Origin of the sequence: Rhizobium sp. NRK18 (genome assembly GCF_024385575.1) — a bacterium.
GTDB lineage: Bacteria > Pseudomonadota > Alphaproteobacteria > Rhizobiales > Rhizobiaceae > JANFMV01.
This window is the reverse complement of record NZ_JANFMV010000001.1, coordinates 1,760,089-1,779,246: the sequence shown is the minus strand read 5'-3', so window position 1 is coordinate 1,779,246 and position 19,158 is coordinate 1,760,089. Positions and strand designations below refer to the sequence as shown.

Annotated in this window: 20 protein-coding genes and 1 tRNA gene; 10 read left to right on the top strand and 11 right to left on the bottom strand. The window is 61.6% G+C overall.

The features are described from left to right. The first annotated feature begins 3 nt into the window (after positions 1 to 3). The 8 genes from NN662_RS08190 (at position 4) to NN662_RS08155 (ending at position 6,659) form a co-directional block, all read left to right on the top strand. Positions 4 to 783 carry a formyl transferase gene (locus NN662_RS08190; protein ID WP_261929793.1) on the top strand — a complete coding sequence of 260 codons (780 nt, stop codon included), beginning with the start codon at positions 4 to 6 and terminating at the stop codon, positions 781 to 783. A gap of 135 nt (positions 784 to 918) precedes the next feature. Continuing rightward, entirely contained in the window at positions 919 to 1,221 is a 303-nt protein-coding gene (locus NN662_RS08185) for a virulence factor (protein ID WP_261929792.1), read from the top strand. Next, a complete protein-coding gene (locus NN662_RS08180; protein WP_261929791.1) occupies positions 1,214 to 1,807 on the top strand; it encodes a methylenetetrahydrofolate reductase C-terminal domain-containing protein in 594 nt (197 codons plus the stop codon). Before NN662_RS08185 ends, NN662_RS08180 begins: the two co-directional genes overlap by 8 nt. Continuing rightward, a complete protein-coding gene (locus NN662_RS08175; RefSeq protein WP_261929790.1) occupies positions 1,804 to 2,901 on the top strand; it encodes a methylenetetrahydrofolate reductase in 1,098 nt (365 codons plus the stop codon). The genes NN662_RS08180 and NN662_RS08175 overlap by 4 nt, the downstream gene beginning before the upstream one ends. Before the next feature lie 57 nt (positions 2,902 to 2,958). Then, positions 2,959 to 3,927 (top strand): methyltetrahydrofolate cobalamin methyltransferase, encoded by a 969-nt coding sequence (locus tag NN662_RS08170; RefSeq protein ID WP_261929789.1) that lies wholly within the window; start codon positions 2,959 to 2,961, stop codon positions 3,925 to 3,927. Positions 3,928 to 4,001: 74 nt separating this feature from the next. Further along, positions 4,002 to 4,202, top strand: a complete 201-nt coding sequence (locus NN662_RS08165) for a DUF4160 domain-containing protein (RefSeq protein WP_261929788.1) — start codon at positions 4,002 to 4,004, stop codon at positions 4,200 to 4,202. After that, entirely contained in the window at positions 4,195 to 4,608 is a 414-nt protein-coding gene (locus NN662_RS08160; RefSeq protein WP_261931906.1) for a DUF2442 domain-containing protein, read from the top strand. The genes NN662_RS08165 and NN662_RS08160 overlap by 8 nt, the downstream gene beginning before the upstream one ends. Before the next feature lie 23 nt (positions 4,609 to 4,631). Then, positions 4,632 to 6,659: an ASKHA domain-containing protein gene (locus tag NN662_RS08155; RefSeq protein ID WP_261929787.1), complete on the top strand. Its 2,028-nt coding sequence runs from the start codon at positions 4,632 to 4,634 to the stop codon at positions 6,657 to 6,659. Here NN662_RS08155 and NN662_RS08150 read toward each other — a convergent pair whose 3' ends face one another. Together NN662_RS08150 and NN662_RS08145 are read right to left on the bottom strand one after the other, a co-directional pair. Further along, entirely contained in the window at positions 6,660 to 7,115 is a 456-nt protein-coding gene (locus NN662_RS08150) for an acyl-CoA thioesterase (RefSeq protein ID WP_261929786.1), read from the bottom strand. A gap of 10 nt (positions 7,116 to 7,125) precedes the next feature. Next, a complete protein-coding gene (locus NN662_RS08145; RefSeq protein WP_261929785.1) occupies positions 7,126 to 8,025 on the bottom strand; it encodes a LysR family transcriptional regulator in 900 nt (299 codons plus the stop codon). Between the two features lie 122 nt (positions 8,026 to 8,147). Between NN662_RS08145 and NN662_RS08140 the strand changes: the two genes are divergently transcribed. Together NN662_RS08140 and NN662_RS08135 are read left to right on the top strand one after the other, a co-directional pair. Then, positions 8,148 to 8,351: a hypothetical protein gene (locus NN662_RS08140; RefSeq protein ID WP_261929784.1), complete on the top strand. Its 204-nt coding sequence runs from the start codon at positions 8,148 to 8,150 to the stop codon at positions 8,349 to 8,351. Between the two features lie 191 nt (positions 8,352 to 8,542). Next, positions 8,543 to 9,553 carry a GlxA family transcriptional regulator gene (locus NN662_RS08135; protein ID WP_261929783.1) on the top strand — a complete coding sequence of 337 codons (1,011 nt, stop codon included), beginning with the start codon at positions 8,543 to 8,545 and terminating at the stop codon, positions 9,551 to 9,553. A gap of 30 nt (positions 9,554 to 9,583) precedes the next feature. Here NN662_RS08135 and NN662_RS08130 read toward each other — a convergent pair whose 3' ends face one another. From NN662_RS08130 to NN662_RS08090, 9 genes are all read right to left on the bottom strand, one after another. Continuing rightward, a complete protein-coding gene (locus tag NN662_RS08130) occupies positions 9,584 to 10,921 on the bottom strand; it encodes a diguanylate cyclase (protein ID WP_261929782.1) in 1,338 nt (445 codons plus the stop codon). A 133-nt stretch (positions 10,922 to 11,054) separates the two neighbouring features. After that, positions 11,055 to 11,912 (bottom strand): response regulator, encoded by an 858-nt coding sequence (locus NN662_RS08125; protein WP_261929781.1) that lies wholly within the window; start codon positions 11,910 to 11,912, stop codon positions 11,055 to 11,057. Positions 11,913 to 12,072: 160 nt separating this feature from the next. Beyond that, the gene (locus NN662_RS08120; protein WP_261929780.1) at positions 12,073 to 12,336 is read right to left on the bottom strand and encodes a hypothetical protein; all 264 of its coding nucleotides are present in this window, start codon (positions 12,334 to 12,336) and stop codon (positions 12,073 to 12,075) included. Between the two features lie 131 nt (positions 12,337 to 12,467). Next, positions 12,468 to 15,056 carry a mechanosensitive ion channel family protein gene (locus tag NN662_RS08115; protein WP_261931905.1) on the bottom strand — a complete coding sequence of 863 codons (2,589 nt, stop codon included), beginning with the start codon at positions 15,054 to 15,056 and terminating at the stop codon, positions 12,468 to 12,470. A 102-nt stretch (positions 15,057 to 15,158) separates the two neighbouring features. Then, on the bottom strand, positions 15,159 to 15,719 hold the full coding sequence (locus NN662_RS08110) for a DUF924 family protein (protein ID WP_261929779.1): 561 nt from the start codon (positions 15,717 to 15,719) through the stop codon (positions 15,159 to 15,161). Between the two features lie 320 nt (positions 15,720 to 16,039). Further along, a tRNA-Lys gene (locus NN662_RS08105) sits at positions 16,040 to 16,115 on the bottom strand. Positions 16,116 to 16,264: 149 nt separating this feature from the next. Continuing rightward, positions 16,265 to 17,185, bottom strand: a complete 921-nt coding sequence (locus NN662_RS08100; protein ID WP_261929778.1) for a PhzF family phenazine biosynthesis protein — start codon at positions 17,183 to 17,185, stop codon at positions 16,265 to 16,267. A 70-nt stretch (positions 17,186 to 17,255) separates the two neighbouring features. Then, positions 17,256 to 17,987 carry an NUDIX hydrolase gene (locus NN662_RS08095; protein WP_261929777.1) on the bottom strand — a complete coding sequence of 244 codons (732 nt, stop codon included), beginning with the start codon at positions 17,985 to 17,987 and terminating at the stop codon, positions 17,256 to 17,258. Further along, positions 17,984 to 19,096, bottom strand: a complete 1,113-nt coding sequence (locus NN662_RS08090; RefSeq protein WP_261929776.1) for an endonuclease/exonuclease/phosphatase family protein — start codon at positions 19,094 to 19,096, stop codon at positions 17,984 to 17,986. The genes NN662_RS08095 and NN662_RS08090 overlap by 4 nt, the downstream gene beginning before the upstream one ends. Between the last annotated feature and the right edge of the window lie 62 nt (positions 19,097 to 19,158).

Sequence of the window (19,158 nt, the reverse complement as noted above, 5' to 3'; positions counted from 1 at the left end):
CGGATGAGCGAGGCGTCGTTCGAACAGCCGATCGCCATCGTGACCGCGGGCGGCATGAACCCGCAGATCATGATCAACGCGCTTGCCGCACGGTTCCCGAATGTGACCGTCATCGAGGAGCAGCCCGAACCGAAGTCGGTCCTCCTGAAGCGTCGGGCCAAGAAACTCGGGTGGATCAACGCCGGCGGACAGCTCGCCACCATGATCGTGTCCCGTCTCGGCAAGAAGTTCGCCGCCGCACGCCAGACCGAGATTCTCAAGGAATTCGCCGTCTCTGCCGAGCAGAACCCGCATGTACCGGTGATACACGTCGCCTCGGTCAACACCCCGGATTTCCTTGATGCTGTCCGAACCGTCTCGCCGGCGGTGATCTTTACCGTCAGCTGCCGCATTCTGAGCGCCAGGACCCTGGCAGCCCTGCCCTGCCCGGTCATCAACTTTCACGCCGGCATCAATCCAGCCTATCGGGGCCAGATGGGCGGTTACTGGTCGCTGGTCTCCGGCGATGCCAACAATTTCGGCGCGACGGTGCATCTCGTCGATGCCGGTATCGACACCGGCGAAACGCTTTATGAGAAGCGCGTGACGCCCTCGAAATCCGACACCATGCTGACCTATCCGCTGCTGCTGACTGCAAGCTGCACGGACATCGCCATCAAGGCTGTCGAGGACGTGCTCGCCAGCCGGGCGGCAACCTACAAGCCGTCGGGTCCGTCGAAAATGTACTACAATCCGCCGATCTGGACATGGCTCTGGAACGGCGTCAGCAAGGGCATCTGGTAGGCGCCGACAGCGGCGCGTCTCCCGAAATCTCAGCATTTTTCATCAACGTCGCTTTTCAGCGATTGCGACGTCGTCAAAAGCGTAGTCAGCCGACCGGCAAGCGTGCATTCTGCCTCCAATTGGGAGAGCAAAGACATGGCGGATCTGATCGTCGTCTACTGGCGGGACATACCTGCCCAAATCATCGTCAAGAAGGGCCGGACCAACGCCAAGCGCGAGCTGTCGCAGCGCTTCGCGGAGGCTATCGACATGGCCGCCATGCGCTCCGGCGCATCGGAGACCGACGACTATCTGGCCGAATGGCGCAAGGCCGATCCGGTTCCCGTTTCCGACGACCTCGAAGCGGAAGCCGACAAGGCCGCAGCTGCACTGGAGGCCGCCTACGACAAGGAGCGGATCGTCGCTCTCGTCAAGGCCGGGGGCCGAGCCAATGGCTGACGCAAAACCCGCCAAGGGCAACGCCGCCCCCGAGAAGAAGCAGGCAGCGGGCGCCTTCACGCCGGCCGGGGTGTCGCCGAGCCGACGCCAGCGCCGCCGCTACACCATCCGGCTTTGGTCGGTGCGCCACTCCCGCGCGCTGGAATGGCTCTACGCCCACTTCGCCGACATTTTTCTGCTCCTCCATCCTGTCTGGAAGAAGCTCGGCTACCAGCGTGTCGAGCGACCCGTCACGTTCCTGGAGCGCAACGTCAAGGGGCTGCTCTTCGACTGTCGCATGTGCGGCCAGTGCGCGCTTTCGTCGACCGGCATGTCCTGCCCGATGAACTGCCCCAAGCAGCTCCGGAACGGCCCGTGCGGCGGCGTCCGCGAGAACGGCCATTGCGAGGTCGAGCCGGACATGCCGTGCGTCTGGGTGCAAGCCTGGAAGGGCTCACAGAACATGGTCAATGGCGATGCCATCCTGACCGTCCAGAAGCCCGTCAATCAGGCGCTGCGCGAAACATCCGCATGGCTGCGCGTGACCGCCGAAAAGGCCGCCGCCAAGGAAGCGGCAAAGCAGGCAGGCAAGGGAGACGCGGCATGATAAACGACATTCATCCGGCCGACCCGAGCCTGCCGCTCGATCCCCTTCCCGGCCACTCCTCGCGCGGCCGCCTCGAGCGCGTGCTGCGCCGGGGCGAATTCGCGGTCACCACCGAGCTCAACCCGCCCGACAGTGCCGATCCGCAGGACGTCTACGAACGCGCAGCAATCTTTGACGGCTGGGTGGACGGCATCAACGCCGTCGACGCCTCCGGCGCCAACTGCCACATGTCTTCCGTCGGCATCTGCGCGCTCCTGACCCGCATGGGCTATGCGCCGGTCATGCAGATCGCCTGCCGTGACAAGAACCGTATCGCGATCCAGGGCGACGTGCTTGGCGCCGCCGCCATGGGCGTGCAGAACATCATGTGCCTGACCGGCGACGGCGTGCAGGCCGGCGACCAGCCGGGCGCCAAGCCCGTCTTCGACCTCGACTGCATGTCGCTTCTGGAAACCGTGCGCACCATGCGCGACGAAGGCAAGTTCCTGTCGGGCCGCAAGCTTTCGACGCCGCCGGGCGTCTTCCTCGGCGCGGCGATCAACCCCTTCGCGCCGCCCTATGATTTCCGTCCCTACCGGCTGGCAAAGAAGATCGCCGCCGGAGCGCAGTTCGTCCAGAGCCAGTACTGCTTCGACGTGCCGATGTTCCGCGACTACATGGCCAAGGTGCGCGATCTCGGCCTGCACGAAAAATGCTTCATCCTGGTCGGCGTCGGTCCGCTGGCATCGGCCAAGACCGCCCGCTGGATTCGCTCCAACGTGCCCGGAATCCACATTCCCGACGCCATCATCAAACGGCTGGAGGGAGCGCAGAATCAGAAGGAAGAAGGCAAGCGCCTGGCGATCGACATCATCAACGAGGTGAAGGAGATCGAAGGGGTTTCCGGCATCCACGTGATGGCCTACCGTCAGGAGGAATACGTCGCCGAGATCGTGCATGATTCCGGCGTGCTGAAGGGCCGCAAGCCCTGGAAACGCGAACCGGCACCGGACGCCGCGCTGATCGCCGGACGCCTGGAGGAAATTCAGGATCGGCCGGTCGAGCACCAGCAGGAGCTCGCCGAGGTCGCCGCCCATATCGCGCCGGAACACTGAGCTTCAGGCGCTGACAGTTGAAGATGGCGCTTAGCGCCGAGGAGAGGAATACGTAACATGACCCGCACCATCGTCGCATCCGCAACCCGCGAGATCGTCATTGGCTTCGACCAGCCGTTCTGCGTCATCGGCGAGCGCATCAATCCGACCGGCCGCAAGAAGCTGGCGGCCGAAATGGTCGAAGGCAACTTCGACACCGTCCGGAAGGACGCGATCGAACAGGTCGCCGCCGGCGCCACCATGCTGGACGTCAATGCCGGCGTCACGGCCGTCGATCCGAACGCAACAGAGCCGGCGCTCCTCGTCAAGACGCTGGAAATCGTCCAGGAACTGGTCGATGTCCCGCTGTCGATCGACAGCTCGGTGACTGCCGCCATCGAGGCTGCGCTCAAGGTCGCCAAGGGCCGTCCGCTGGTCAACTCCGTGACCGGCGAGGAAGAAAAACTTGAAGCCATCCTGCCGCTGATCAAGAAGTACAACGTGCCGGTCGTCGCCATCTCCAACGACGAGACGGGCATTTCGATGGACCCTGACGTCCGCTTCGCCGTCGCCAAGAAGATCGTCGAGCGCGCCATGGACCATGGCATCAAGCCGGAAGACATCGTCGTCGATCCGCTCGTCATGCCGATCGGTGCGCTGGGCGACGCCGGTCGTCAGGTCTTCGCCTTGCTGCGCCGCCTGCGCGAGGAACTGAAGGTCAACACCACCTGCGGCCTCTCCAACATTTCCTTCGGCCTGCCACACCGCCACGGCATCAATGCCGGCTTCATCCCGATGGTGATCGGCGCCGGCATGACGTCTGCAATCATGAACCCGTGCCGCCCGCAGGAAATGGAAGCCGTGCGCGCCGCCAACGTGCTGAACGGCACCGATGCGAACTGCGCCAACTGGATCATGACCTACCGCGACTACAAGCCGGCGGCAGCCGGCGAGGCCGCCGCCTCACCGGCTCCTGCCGCCGGTGGACGTCCCGCCCGTCGCGGCGGCCGCGCCGGCCGCGTTGGCGAAGGCGGTTCCGCGGAATAAGAGCGTATTGGAAGTGCGATGTTGAAAACCCAACAAGTTAGGTTATTTTGGTAACCGTTCTTCGACAGAACGGCATGCGGTTCGTGATCTACGCAGCCGATCACGAGCCGCCTCATGTTCATGTTTACGGAGACGGAGAAGCGCGGATCGATATCGAAACGTTGAAGGTGCTCACCCAGGGAGCCCTTTCTGATCGAGACGTGCGACGGGCGGTCGATATCGTTGAAGCGCATCAGGCGCTTTTTCTGGATACGTGGAGAAAATATCATGGCTGATGTCAGCGATCATGAATTGGCCGCAGCCAAACTGCGCTGGCAGCTGGAGCGTGGCGAAAGGCCGGTTCCCGCCAGCGTTCGGTATGAAAGTGCATCCGGCCGTATCGTGGTCGAATTTTTGAACGGCGCTGCCTTCATGGTTCCTGCCCGGCAGATTGAAGGTCTCGAGAATGCAACGGACGAGCAACTCGATGAAGTCGAACTGCTGGGAGAAACCGGCCTGCATTGGGAGAGCCTCGACATAGATTATTCTATCGCCGGCCTGATGAAAGGCATATTCGGCAGCAAAGCCTTCATGGAAGCCCAGCGCCGCGGCGGTCAGTCGCGGTCGCCGGCAAAGGCGGCCGCCAGCCGTCGCAACGGTGCAAAGGGCGGACGACCGAAAAAATCCGCACAAAATTCCTGACATTTGTCTGAAAGCCCCGCCCCATGTCGAATGCCTCCGATCCCCTCGTCCTCTTCATGCCTTCCGGCAAGCGCGGCCGTTTTGCCAAGGGTACCGCCGTCCTCGAGGCCGCCCGAGAGCTTGGCGTCTATGTCGAGAGCGTCTGCGGCGGCCGCGGCATTTGTGGGCGCTGCCAGATCGACGTTCAGGAAGGCCAGTTCGCCAAGCACGGCATCACCTCTTCCCTTGACCATATTTCCCCCTTCAGCCCCAAAGAGGCGCGCTACAAACAGCTGCGTGACCTGAAGGACGGACGCCGGCTGTCCTGCTCGGCGATGATCGAGGGCGACCTCGTCATCGACGTGCCGCAGGACGTGGCCGTCAATGCGCAGGTCGTGCGCAAGGCTGCCGACGAGCGCATCATCGAACGCAATCCCGCCGTCCACATGTGCTACGTCGAAGTCGACGAGCCGGACATGGAAAAGCCGCTTGGCGACCTCGACCGGCTGAAAGCCATGCTGCATCGGGACTGGGGGTTCGAAAACCTTGAGGTGGACGCCCACCTTCTGCCCCGCGTGCAGTCGATCCTGCGCAAGGGCGAGTGGAAGGTGACCGCCGCCGTCTGGCGCGATGACGAAGCCGGCAGGCCGCATCTGATCGCGCTCTATCCAGGCCTGAAGAACGAGGCCTACGGCATTGCCTGCGACATCGGCTCGACGACGATCGCCATGCACCTCTCCTCGCTGCTGTCGAACCGCACCGTCGCCTCGGCCGGCGCCTCCAATCCGCAGATCCGCTTCGGCGAAGACCTGATGAGCCGCGTCTCCTACGTGATGATGAACCCGGACGGGCGCGAAGGCATGACGAAGGCGGTGCGCGAAGCGATCAACGAGCTGATCGGCAAGGTCTGCGCCGATGGCGGCGTCGACCGCGCGGACATTCTCGACTGCGTCTTCGTCGGCAATCCGATCATGCACCACCTCTTCCTCGGTATCGACCCGACCGAGCTTGGCGGAGCCCCCTTTGCGCTCGCCGTTTCCGGTGCAGTGCATGTCAAGGCGAGCGAGATCGACCTGGTAATGAACGCCGGCACGCGTGTCTACACGCTGCCCTGCATCGCCGGCCATGTCGGTGCCGATGCCGCCGGCGCGACGCTGTCGGAAGGCGTGCACCGCCAGGACGAGATGATGCTGATGGTCGATATCGGCACCAATGCCGAAATCGTGCTCGGCAATTCCACCCGCACGGTTGCCGCATCTTCGCCCACCGGTCCGGCCTTCGAAGGCGCCGAAATCTCCTGCGGCCAGCGCGCAGCGCCCGGCGCAATCGAACGCGTGCGCATCGACCCGGCAACGCTGGAACCCCGCTTCCGCGTCATCGGCATCGAACCCTGGTCCGACGAGCCGGGATTCGAGGAAGCCGCCGCCAAGGTCAAGGTCACCGGCATCTGCGGTTCCGGCATCATCGAGGTGATCGCCGAGATGTTCCTGGCCGGCATCATTTCCGAGGACGGGGTGGTCGATGGATCGCTTGCCGCCCGCTCGACCCGTATCGAAGCCAATGGCCGCACCTTCTCCTATGTCCTGCAGGACGGCGCCCCGAGGATCGCGATTACCCAGAACGACGTTCGCGCCATCCAGCTCGCCAAGGCGGCCCTTTACGCCGGCGTCAAGCTCCTGATGGACAAGCAGGAGGTGGAGAAGGTCGATCGCATCAGCCTGGCAGGCGCCTTCGGCACCTTCATCGATCCGAAATATGCGATGGTTCTGGGCCTCATTCCCGATTGCGACCTCGACAAGGTGAAGGCGGTGGGCAATGCCGCCGGCGCCGGCGCGCGCATGTGCCTCCTGAACCGCGGCTACCGCCGCGAGATCGAGGAGACCGTCAGCAAGATCATCAAGATAGAGACGGCGCTTGAATCAAAGTTTCAAGGCTATTTCGTCGACGCCATGGCGATGCCGAACAAGACGGATCCCTTCCCGGAACTGTCCAGGGCCGTGACCTTGCCGGAGAAAAGCCAGTCATCGGACGGTGGAGAGGCCGGCGGGCGTCGGCGCCGGCGCGCACGCTGATCACGTCGAGGCAATTTCCTCCAGCCGCGTCTTCGTGCGCTCGGAGAATGCCTGCGATCGCCGCGTCTGGTGATGCATCTGCACGACGACCGTCGTAGCAAAGGCCGCGCACCGGCCATTCTGGAACACCGCCTGCTCCAGGCGGACCGAAGACCGGCCAACGGCGATGATCCGCGTGCCGATGTCGACGGTTCCCGGCCACCGGATTTCGGCCCTGTAATCCAGATCGAGCTTGGCGAGCACGAAACTGCATTCGGGATCCGTCATCGGGTCTTGCGGATTGAAGATCGCCTCGACGCGTCCGGTCTCCATGAAGGTGGCGAAAACCGCATTGTTGACGTGCCCCTGCCGGTCGGTGTCGCCGAACCTCAGCTTGTCGTAAGATCGAAACGGAAAATCCTCGAGCCGCATGTCGTCACGGGTTCTGGCCGCGCTCTTGTCTGCTGAAACATCCATGTATACGGCCTCAGGCGGCTGCGGCGTGAGTCAGTCCGGAAAAGGCATAGCGGATGCTTTCCGCCACCGCTTCGCCGGCACTGTTCATCTCCGCTGCCTGCAGCAGCCGCACTTCGAAATAGCCAAGCTCCGGCAAACCGTCGGCATCACCCAGCGCCTCCATCTGATCGCCGAGATAGCTACGCGGAATGGGAGCGATCGCGAGATCGGCCACCACCGCCGCGCGCTGCGCCATGGTGTGGGCACTGAGATAGGCGATCCGGTAGGCGCGCTTCGACTTGTCGAGCCGCGCCAACGCGTCGGCGCGCCAGCAGCACCCCTCTTCCCAGATGGAGATCGGCAGCGGATCCTTGCGGAAGGCGTTGCCACATTTGGCGCCTGCCCAGACGAGCTTCTCGCGCAGCACGACTTCCTCGCCGTCGCCGCCGGTGCCCGGATAGGAGTTGACCAGTGCCAGGTCGAGCCGGCCCTCCTGAAGCCGCTTGCGCAGGTTGGTGGAGGAATCGATCGTCACATCCACCAGAATTCCCGGGCAGGCTTCGGCAAAGCGCTTCAGGATATTCGGGAGGATGCGCTCACCGGAATCGTCCGTCGCACCAAGCCTGACGACGCCGCTCATTTCCGGAAACCGGAAGCGCGACACCGCCTCGTTGGAGAGAGACAGGATCTGCCTGGCATAAGCCAGAAGCATCTCGCCATTCTCCGTCAGGGACACCGAACGCGCGTCCCGGCGAAACAGCGTCGCCCCGAGCTGCTCTTCCAGCTTCTTGATCTGCATGGACACCGCCGACGGTGTCCTCAGCACCATGTCGGCTGCGGCGGAGAAACTGTTGGTCTCGGCAATCGAGACGAACGTCCTGAGGATGTCGGTCTCAAGCAGCGGCAAAGGCTGACGGAATACGACGTTCACGGCGGCATCCTTTCAATTTTTTTGACTTTAAGATGGATATCATTTCGTTTGATTGAATGTCAACTCTCCCCGATATTGATCCCAGCAGCGCACCTGCTGCCCCCAAGCACAGGAGAACGACGATGTTTCTGGGAAGTGTATTTGTAAGTTTCACGCGGGCATGGAACGGTTGGAGCCATGCTCCGACATCCTCGCACAAAGACATTGATGGCCTGCCCTACTGGTTGCGCGACGACGTCGGCCTCGAGGAGGACGAAACCGCAATCAAGCAGGAACGCCGCAAGCTCGCCGACTGGACCCGGCATTTCCGGGCCTTCGTCCGCTGAGGACAAAGCATTGCTCCCGCACGCCGGCAAAGCGACCGCATGCGGGAGCCGGAGAATTTTCACATTGCCTGCCCCGCCCCCTCTTCCATGGCGGGTTCTTCCATGTCAGTGTCGCATTTGAGACATCCAGGTCAGTGTTTTCGCGGTGAGACATTCAACCTGGAAACCGTGAGCATGGAAAAGCCTCTCTCATGAGCAAAACGCCGGACACAAAACGCTCTATCGTATTCTTTCTCGTCCCCAACTTCTCGATGCTGCCGTTTACCGCTGCAATCGAAGCCCTCCGGATCGCCAATCGCATGCTCGGCTACAGCGCCTATAAATGGCGCATGGTGTCGACCGACGGCAAGCCGGTTTTTTCATCCTCCGGCATAGCAATCGAAGCCGACCTTCCGCTTGTCGAGGAGCGACGGTTTCTGTCGAGCGACACACGGCCCGACATGGTGCTGCTCTGTTCGGGCATCAATGTCGAGGAGTTCCAGAACAAGTCGGTCTTTGCCTGGCTGCGCGAGATCTACAATCGCGGCGTTGCCGTCGGCTCGCTCTGTACGGGCGCCTATGTTCTGGCCCAGGCCGGCCTCCTGAAGGGCAAGCGCTGCGCCATCCATTGGGAGAATCTCCCGGGCTTCTCGGAGAAATTCCCGCAGGCCGAAGTCTATGCCGATCTCTACGAAATCGACGGCAATCTGTACACCTGTGCGGGCGGAACCGCATCGCTGGACATGATGCTCGACATCATCGGCCGGGATTTCGGCGAAAGCCTTGTCAACCGCATCTGCGAGCAGGCGCTCACCGACCGCGTACGCAACCCGCACGACCGTCAGCGCCTGCCGCTGCGCGCCCGGCTCGGGGTCCAGAACGCCAAGGTGCTGTCGATCATCGAACTGATGGAAAATCATCTGGCCGAGCCGGTGTCGCTGCTCGACATTGCCGACAGCGCCGGTCTTTCGCGCCGCCAGATCGAGCGCCTCTTCCGCCAGGAAATGGGCCGATCGCCGGCTAGGTACTATCTCGAAATCCGCCTGGACCGCGCCCGGCACCTGCTGGTCCAGTCCAACATGCCGATCGTCGAGGTGGCGGTCGCCTGCGGTTTCGTCTCCGCATCGCACTTCTCCAAGTGTTATCGCGAAGTCTACAATCGGTCCCCGCAGCAGGAACGCGCCGACCGCAAGATGACGCTCGCCGCATCCAGGGCGTCCTGACGTTCCGAGTCAATAGATAGAAGAGCCGCCCTATTCGGCAGCCGAGACGGAAGCGGCCATCAGCGCGTCGGAATAGACCCGGTTGCGTCCCTGATGCTTGGCCATGTAGAGGAACTGGTCGGCAGCGTTGAGGTGATTGTCGAAGGTTTCGTCGCCCTCGATGCCGCTGACGCCGATCGATACGGTGATCGTCAGATCCTCGTCGTCGGCAACGATGCGAACACGCGACAGTTCGTGCCGCAGCCAATCGCAATAATCGGTGCCGGCGGCGGAATCGAGCCCGGTCATCAGGATGCCGAACTCCTCGCCGCCCAGTCGCGACAGAAGATGCGGCGAACCGTCGAGCAGGTTTTCCAGCTTGTGCGCCACCGCGATCAGCACCCGGTCACCGATTTCATGGCCGTAGGTGTCGTTCAACTTCTTGAAATGGTCGATGTCGAGGATGGCGATGCTGCAGGGGATGGATTCGCGCTGGCCGATGCCGATCTGACGTGGCCCACGGTCGAAGAAATAGCGCCGGTTGAAGAGACCGGTGAGATAGTCGCAGGCGGCCGCGCGCTTGAGGTTGCGGATCTGCTGCAGCATGTCGAGGCTGTTGGCCACGCGGCAAAGAAGCTCCTCCTCGACGAAGGGACGATAGATGAAATCATTCGCCCCGGCCTTCAGGAAATTCGCGGACAGCAGCCTGTCTGACGAAGAGGAAATGCCGATGATGCCGAGTTCGTCGGTTTCGAACATTCGCCGGACGCGCTGCGTGAGCTCATAGCCGTCCATGTCCGGCATCACGTAATCGGTGATCATGAGCTCGACTTCCGGAAACCGGTTCAGCACATCGAGCGCCTCGAGTCCGGTTCCAACACCGATCACGTTGTATTGCTGCAATTTCAGGAGTTCCACGAGATTGCTGCGCACGGAACTCATGTCGTCGACCACGAGAATCGTGTTCGACTGATTGTTGAAGAACCGCTTGACCGTGTTGACGACCGAATTGATCGCCCTCTCACTATCCTTGATCACATAGTCGACGACCTTGCGCCGCATCAGCGCATTGCGGATATCGCGATCGAAGCGACCGGTGAAGACCACAGTCGGAATGCCATTGTCGGAGGTATAGTCCACGACCTCGCCGTCGGATGAATCCGGAAGAGTCAGATCGACCACCGCAAGCTCGAAGCGGTTGCCACCCTCGACCAGTTCCTTCAATGCGGCAAGAGATGGGACATGCGCAACGGAAAGACCAAGCTCGTCGCTGAACCGGTGACTGAGCACTTTTGAAAAAAGCCGGGTATCCTCAACCAGAACAACGGTGCCCCTGACACGGCTCCCGCCTTCCAGCCCAACTGCCGTCACGTCGCCGTTAAATGACATTTTCCCCTCATGTCTTCACCGAACAGTTGAAACTCAGGCAAGCCGTGCGCCAGATATCACGTCGCCTCCCGCGATATTCTCCGATATCTTAGCAGGAAAAGCGAGAACGCTTTATCTTAACACGCCAGAATTTTCAACCTATAGCAGCAGACAATTGAGAAGTGGTTACGGAACCTGCATCGAAATTCGTGCGGATTTGCGCCAATGTATCGAGATTCTGGTTCACGCGGCAGTAGAATTCCTCGTCCACGAAGGGACGGAGAATGAAATCATTGCCGCCGGCTTTCAGGAACCGCGCCGACATCAGCCGGTTGGTGGAAGACGAAACCCCGATAATGCGCAGTTGATGCGAACCGATGCTCGCGCGGATGCGGCGCGTCAATTCAAAGCCGTCAATGTCCGGCATGTTGTAGTCGGTTATCATCAGGCCAATATCAGGATTCTGCTTCAACAGTTCCAGCGCCTTCATGCCGCTTTCGGCCTGGCTGACACGGAAATTGTAGCGTCGCAGTCGCGTCGACAGAAGTGCCCGCGCCGTCGGACTGTCGTCGACGATCAGCACATGGTGACGCTGGTTGGTGAGATACCGGCAGACGCTTTCCGCCAGCATGTCGACGGCGAACATGTTGTCCTTGATGACGTAATCGACGATTTCCTTGGCCAGAATTTCCTCGCGGATCTTCTCATGGAATGCACCGGTGAACACGATGGTCGGCACGCTGAGATCGACGAGATAGCTCAGCGCCTCGCCGCTCTCGGCCCCCGGGAGGTTCATGTTGGTGATGGCGATAGCGACCGGATCGCTGGAGCGCTCGTAGACATACTGCAGCTGCTCGAAATTGCGGCAGACTTCGACGTCGATGTCGAAAAGCTCCTTGAGCCGCTTGCCGATCATGGAAATGTAAACATTGGAATCTTCCGCCAGGAGCACTCTGTGTCCCTTCAAAGAAGCGCCGGAGTAATGCATTCCGGAAATTCCCAAAAACGCCATGCGAACCCATCCCCTCAAGTCATTTCAGGATGTTATAGCTTTGACGTTTTTAAAAATGTTTAATCCCTGCCAGCGGTTCGACATTCGACTTGTGAAGATATTCGCAGAGCGATTGCCAAGGGGATCAGCGGCGGTGCGCATCACGCACCGCCGACAAAGCTTACTTGACCTGGGCCGAGCCCTTTACGATGTCGACGGTCTCGCCGCCACTCAAGCCGACGCGGTCGCCGTTCGGCAGCGTGACGAAGCAGCCTGCCGGGCAGATGGTTTCGGTGGCGCCTGCATCGATCGGCACGTCCATGCGGTTTCCGCCTTCGACGACCACCAGGACCACAGTTTCGCCATCCTTGTTGGTCACGGTCGCAGCGTGCGCAAAGGTTGATCCGGCTCCGGCAATCAGCAGTGCAACAAGAAATCTTTTCATGTCTCTACGGCACACGTGGCGCCGCCCTCTGTTGTCGTTCCTGTGTCTGGCACAGAGCATGCCACACACGTCATGGTCTTATCCATAGCCGATCGTTGATGAATGTTGCCTGAATGATGGCTTGACCGTGACTATTGCTGGTTCTCGCCGTCGCTCGCATCCTCGATATGGCCGTCGCCCTCAGGAATGTCCGGATGCCCCTCGTTCTCGAGATCGGAAATATCGGCGGCCGGCCGCTTGCCGCGTTTGCGGCCGGAAAACTCCTCCGGCCACCGCCCCACGTCGCGCGCGGCCCGCACGGCCTCTGCGATCTTCTCCGACTTCATGTTGATGTTCAGATCGCGCTGCGGGAACGGTATCTCGATACCCTCTGCCTTGAAGCGCTCGTAGATCTGCAGACGGATTTCCGTCCTGACCCCCAGTCCGTCGAGGACGTCCGCGAGATAGCCGCGCAACTCGAAATCGAGTGACGAATCGCCGAAATTGGCGAAGACCACCATCGGCTCAGGGAAATGCAGGAGCTTGGGATGGGCGTCGGCGATCTCCTTGAGGATTTCCAGTACCCGGCGCGGATCCGAGTCATAGGCGACGCCGACCATGATCTCGATCCGGCCGATCTTGTTGCGGTGCGTCCAGTTGCCGACCGAGCTGTTGATGAACTCCGAGTTCGGCACGATGATCGTCTGGCGCTGGAACGTCTCGATCTCCGTGGCGCGCACCGAAATACGGCGGACGAAGCCTTCCGTCGTTCCCGTCACCACCCAGTCGCCGACCTTGAACGGTCGCTCGGCAAGCAGGATCAGCCCCGACACGAAATTCGAGACGATGTTCTGCAAGCCGAAACCGATACCGAGCGAGAGGGCACCGGCGACGAGCGCGAGGTTCGACAGGCTGATACCGGCCGCCGACAGCCCGATCATGATGGCGATGCCGATGCCGAGATAGCCGACGCCCGTCTTGACCGAGTTGCGAACCCCGGCATCCATGTAGGTGCGGCCGAGCACGTTCCGGTCGAGCCAGTTCTCGAAGAAGCGCGAAATGACGAGCGCTATGGCGAAGATGATCAGACCGCCGAGAATGCCGACGATCGAAATCGAGAAGCTGCCGATCGTGATGTTGGTGAATATGCGATAGACCCAGCGCTCGATGTCGGAGAACTGGAAGCCCCAGGACAACAGGATGAGCGGAATGCCCACGAGCAGCGCAAAGAGATAGATGCAGAAGCCGACCGCGAGGCCGAGCTGATCAAGCGTCTTCGCCTCGATGTTGAACCGCTCGCCGATGTAACCCCCGACGGCGGTCCGCGGAAAGCCGTTCTGCTCCGACACCGCCCTGCCCGACAGGATGCCGATGTAGATGGTGATGACGACAGCACCTGTGACGATCAGCTGTGTGGAGAGGAAGCGCGCCAGACTGACGTAGCCGGCAAGGCAGAGCAGTATGATCGCCACACCGCAGAGGCGCAGAAGGATCGCCGCGAAATGCGGCAACGGCCGGCCCGGATCCTTGGGATCGCCGCTGCTGTTGAGGATGGGCCGCGAAAACGACAGCGCGATCAGCAACAGCCCGATGATCACCGAGGCGATCAGGCTTTTCACCACCGTCAGGATCAGGTCGGAACCGGCGGTGGTGCTGACGGCTTCCAGCACATAGTCAAGGCCGTTGACCGCCGCCATGAGCGTGAAGAGATGGACCAGAGCGCTGGCGCCGCTGTTCGAGACACGCACCAGCCGCCATTGAACATCGACCGGCGCCAGCGTCGCCTTGCTCAGCCGCCAGATGAAGAAGACGAGGCCGATCATGCCGAGACAAGCGGAGATGATCGGCGCCACATCTTGCCTCAGAACATTGAGCCGGTCGAAAAGCGCGTAGGAGACCGTGAGAAATGCGGCAAAGGACAAGGTGGTAATCGTCGTCGACCAGAAGGCGACCGACAACCGGCTGAGATAGCTCGGCGTCTCCTTCATCGGGTCCCGGCGCACGAGCGACCCGAACAGCCGCCTCACCGTCACCATCAGCACCAGGGCAAAGGCGAGCGAGCCCATGACCGCACCGCCGAAATAGACGGCCTTGAAGCGCCAGATGAACGAGGTCCAGCTGCCGAAGGTGCGCTGCAGGGTGGAGGCTTCCCGTCCGGCCATATCCCAGGCCGTCTCGAACAGGCCAAGCGAGATATCCCGCCGCGCCAGCAGTTTTTTCGAGAACAGGTCCCGGCGTGCGATCATGATGGCTGTGCCAAGCCGACTTGCCTCGCTCGACAGCGACTCGGCCTGGCCGGTCAGGGCGTTGATCTCCGCGCGCTCCGATTTCAGCCGGTTGCGCTCGTCGGTGACGATCTGCGCTTCCGGCGGCTGGCCCTCTGCCGGCGGATCGCCGAGCTGGTCGAGGCGGCTTTTCAGCTGATCGAAGCTTGGGCGCAGATCCACGGAAATCTGGATGACCGCACGACTGACCTTTTCCACCTGGTCCATCATGTCGACAAGCTTGTCATCGTCGCCGATCGACGGCGTCAGTTGCTTCTCGATCGCCGAAAGCTGCTGCTTGGCCTGGTCCAGTTGCTGGCGCGCGTCGTCGACCGGGTTCACCGCGGCCTTGGCGGCCTGCTCGGCAGCCGCGGGCGCAGCCTGCGCGAACGATGCGGAAGGCGACAGCCCCACACCGGCGGCGAGCAAAAGCAGGAAGGCGATCAGGGCCGGAATACGCCCGGAGACAACGGACATGCTGCGCAAACGAATACCTCATCCGTCATGGAAACGGTCATGCGCTGGTTGGCACATTTTCGACCGCGAGGAAACCCGTGCCGTTGCGCGATCCCGGACAGACTAGAAGCCGGCGCCGGGTTTCGCCAGATAGGATTCCTCCGCGGCGGTGGACTGACGCCCAAGTATGGCATTTCGATGGGGAAAACGACCATATTCGGCGATCACGTCCCGGTGCCGCCGGGCATAATCGAGAAACTCTTCATTCCCCAGCGTTTCCATCAGCTCCACGCAGCGCGTCTGATCCTCGATAGACTCGGAATGCTCGTACGGCATGTAGACGAACACCCGCCGCTCGATCGGGATCTTCCGGTCCACGCCGGTCTGTACCGCGAGCTTCGCCTGGCGAAGGGCCAGGCCGTCCGTTGCGAAGGCCAGCGGCGTGGCGCGGTACATGTTGCGCGGCAACTGATCGAGAACGATGATGGCAGCCAGAAAGGCCTCGGGCGTTTCGTGCCACTCCTCGCTGATGTGCTTGGCAAGCGTCAGATGCGTTTCTGCAAAACGCTTGCGGATGCTGGCATCGAGCTCCGGTGACGAATTGAACCAGTCTTCCCGCGTCAGTTCCTCGAACCAGAAATGCAGAATTTCCGCCGGCGATGCGATTGCGACATAGTCGGACATCCCAGTCTCCTCCGTGCTTGTCATGCCGTCGGCGGCACCACCGACATTAGCCTTGGATTGGGATGTGGGGTCAACCCGCCATATCGATCTGCGAGGGAGCGACTTGATTGCCGAGACAATCAGACTTCCGGTGTGGTCAGCCTCTGCGTGACGGAGCCGAAGACAAGGCTTCCCTCACAGGCGGTCATCGCAAACAAGACGACTGACGACCAGCATCGGCACAAGACCAGGCCTGATGAAAAGCATTTTTCCGCGCCATCGAGCGGCGCAGAAACTGCTTTAATTAATCAGCGGAAGACTTTGGTTTTCAAAGAAGAATTTGGTGGGTGATCACGGGCTCGAACCGTGGACCCGCTGATTAAGAGTCAGCTGCTCTACCAACTGAGCTAATCACCCACACCCTGCGTTGCTGCAGTGTGTGGGCGATATAGACAGGTTCTTTTTTAATGTCCAGAGACAAAATCATCTTTTTTTCGCAGCTGCGCAAAAGGCCCGGAAACGCGGTGAAAAACGACAGTCTTGCTGTTGGCCACACCCGTGGTTGATCAGACGTCGAGCGTGCCGGAGGCGATGCGGACCGCCTGCCCGCCGATTCTTGCGGTCGCGATCGCGCCGCCCGCGACACTCATATGCAGATGGATGAAGGACGGACGGCCCATTTCCACCCCCTGCTCCACCACCAGGCTGTGATGGCCGTCATTGAGGTCGTCATAGAAGCGGATCGCTCCCGAAAGCGCGGCCACGGCGGCCCCCGTCGCCGGGTCTTCGGCAATTCCCATGTCCGGCGAAAACATGCGAGCGTGGAAGTTGGCGTGGTGATGGACGCCCCCACGCGTGTAGACATAGGCGGAGGCGAGCCGTCCTTCGACGAAGGGCACCGCCCGTTCCCAAAGACCCGGATCGAACTCGATCTGCGAGGCCGTCGCGACATCATGGACGGGAACGAGGAGAAACGGCACCCCGGCGCTCCAGATGCTGATCTGATGGTTTTCGAAGCCGATCTGCGCCGGATTGAGGCTCAGTGCTTCGGCAATGCCATCCTTCTCCAAGGGAAGAGCGATGCTGTTCGACTTGCGCGGCAGGTCGAATTCGGCAAAGCCGGCGCCGTCCGAACGCAGCTTGACGGCGCAGCGCACCGGACCGACCTCTTCTTCCAGAACGGAGACGACGTCGATATCCGTATTGCCGTTGCGCTCATGCTTGTCTTCGGCCAGCGCCACGGCGGAGCCGACGGTCGGGTGCCCGGCAAACGGCAATTCGCGGCCGGGCGTGAAGATGCGGATCTTTGCGGTATGGGCGGGATTGTTCGGCGGCAGCACGAACACGGTCTCCGACAGGTTCATTTCCCGGGCGATGGCCTGCATCGCCTCATCGGAAAGGCCTTCCGCCTCGAATATGACGGCCAGCGGGTTGCCGGCGAGTTTCTTGTCCGTGAACACGTCGTAGATACTGTAAGCCCGCGGCACACCTTACCTCCTGAATCAAGAACCGGCTGCACCGTGCATTACGGGCCATCGCCGCGCAACCCCTTGGTCGCTACCCCCGGTCTGACCCGAAATAATGGTGAAGAATTGGCAACATCGCCCGCGAATAGCGATGCGCATCCGGCCGGCCCGAGGTGATCGCCACGGCATCGGCGATCTCGTCCTCATGCCCGTCGGCGATATGCCCGCGAATGTCATCGATCAGCGAATCGGCTGTGCGGCCAAAGTGAAAATAGCGGAAGACGGTAAAGTGCCGGCCGAGGCGGAAGACGTGCAGCCCATCCGCCGCCCGCGCCTCGTCGAGCCTCAACCCGGTTTCTTCCAGAACCTCCCGCGCCATGTTGCCCGCCAGATCGCAACGTCCGTCGACAACATCGCTGTCGTCGATGCCACCGGCCGGACAGTAAACATAGCCGCCGTTCAGCGTGTGCTCCGACATCTTCACCGCGATCAGGGCGCCGTCGCTCGAGACCGGCACGGGAAAGCCGAAGAGATGAAACCCGGCCTTCGGCTCGGCATGACGCCGCCACCACAGAAAGGTGGCATAGTCGACGACAAACCCCTCGGCGCGCAGCACCCGGCCCTCGATGGCGACGCGATCCTGAAACACCACGCGCCCGTTGAAGAGCGCCGGTTTCGCCGCCTTTTCCCTTTCCCAGTTCTCGCCGATCGCAACGCGGTTATCCCGCTCGACCGGATGAACGCCATCGACAACGCGCAGATCGAAGGCGTCGATTTCGATCACCTCGCCCTCACCCGGCAGGTCACGCCATCTGTCGCTCATATGATGTCCAGCGTGATGGCGATCGGGCAATGGTCGGACGCCTTCGGCCTGTCCCAGCCGGTGCGCGGATAGCGCTCCACTTCCTGGCCCGGCGGAAAGATCGTTCGGTAGGGTTGCCCATTGCGGATGATGTCCGGCACCCGCATGGCGTTGTCGGCGGCCAGCTTCGGCGACAGCCAGATATAGTCGAGCTGGCAGAGATGGCGCTCCTGCGGCCCGCGCGAGTGATAGAGCGTCCAGCGATCCATCACGTCGCGACGCAGAAGCGCGTTCTCGGTAAAACCGTCCCGCGAAAACACATTGAGCGCGCTTTCCGCCTCCGCCACGGGGTCGAAGGCGTAACCGTTCAGCCTGTCGCCGCTGATGACGATCTTTTCCTGATAGTCGTTCATGTCGCCGCAGATCGCGAACCGCTTGCTGGCGCTGCCGCCGCGGCCGAAGCGCTGTTCGATGATATGGCGCACAGCCTTTGTTTCGGCCTCCCGGATCGCCATGGTGGCGACGCGGCTGTCCATGCCCTGCCGCCCACCGCCGCTCATCGACTTCAGGTGCACGACGTAGAGCGTGAACGGCTTGCCGCCGATTCTCATATCCATTTCCAGGCAGTCACGGCGAAAGATGCGGTCATCCGGCCGGTTGGTTTCGGCAATTTCCGGCGTGTAGAGGTCGAGGTCGCGATAGGTCAGCGCCGCATGGCTCTTGATGTCGGAGACCTCGATCGGTTCGCCATCCGCCGTTTCCTCGCGCATCATCACGGCGACGTCGATGCCCCGGCTGTCATTGCCCTCGATCAGATATTTTTGCCGATAGCCGGCGCCGACCATGCGGAACAGATAGCCGTATTCGAATGCCTTCAGGGCAGCGATATTGTCGACCTCCTGCAGGCAGATGATATCGGCACCGGTGTCGGCGATCGCCAGCGCGGTCAGCTGCCGCGTGTCGTCGGCCGAGGCGACCATCCGTGCCTCTTCGAGCCGCCGGTACTGCGCCTCGTTGTCGACGTCGAAGAGCCGCAACGCCCGGTCGCGATTGAGTTCGTTGCGAAAGCCCGAGAAATCGAAGCGTTCCATCAGGTTTTCGACATTGAACGTGGCAAGGCGCAGCGACATGAAGTCAGTCTCCGGCTGGGATTCGAAAGACGTGACCGGACCCTAGGCGGAAAAGGCGAACC